Annotated in this window: 1 protein-coding gene; it reads left to right on the plus strand. The window is 71.7% G+C overall.

Going from position 1 to position 674, the window contains the following annotated elements:
• Positions 1 to 6 precede the first annotated feature (6 nt).
• A partial coding sequence (locus tag OO71_RS45920; RefSeq protein WP_084145843.1) for a ferritin-like domain-containing protein occupies positions 7 to 674 on the plus strand: 668 nt, incomplete at its 3' end.

Consider the following 674-nt stretch of genomic DNA (forward strand, 5'->3'; position numbering starts at 1 on the left):
GGCGCGCTGGCCGGGATCGGCGGGTTCGCCGGCCCGGCCGCAGCCGCCGTGCGCCAGGCCGCTCCGGTCGCGCAGGACTCCGGTGAGGTCAGCGACGGCGCGGTGCTCAACTTCGCGCTCAATCTGGAGTATCTCGAGGCCGAGTTCTACCTGCACGCGGTGACCGGCCGGGGGCTGCCCGACTCGATGACGACCGGCGCCGGCGCGCGCGGCGGCGTGACCGGTGGGCGTGCGGTGCGGTTCGAAACCCGGGCGGCACGCCAGTATGCGCAGGAAATCGCCGGCGACGAAAGGGCGCACGTCGCGTTCCTGCGGACCGCCCTCGGGTCCGCTGCGGTCAGCCGGCCGGCGATCGATCTGCAGTCCAGTTTCACCGCCGCCGCGCAGGCCGCGGGAATCGTGAAAAAGGGACATGCCTTCGACGCCTTCGCGTGCGAAGAGAACTTCCTGCTCGCCGCGTTCCTGTTCGAGGACGTCGGCGTGACCGCCTACAAGGGCGCCGCCCCGCTGATCAGCAACAAAACCTACCTCGAAGCGGCCGCCGGGATCCTGGCCGTGGAGGCCTACCACGCCGGCACCATCCGCAGCGCGCTCTACCAGCGGGGCAGCGGCCTGCTCGGCAGCGGCCTGTTCAGCACGGACCTGCGCAAGGCGTCGGTCAAGCTGTCCGACGC

This window comes from Amycolatopsis jejuensis (genome assembly GCF_000717335.1).
GTDB lineage: Bacteria > Actinomycetota > Actinomycetes > Mycobacteriales > Pseudonocardiaceae > Amycolatopsis > Amycolatopsis jejuensis.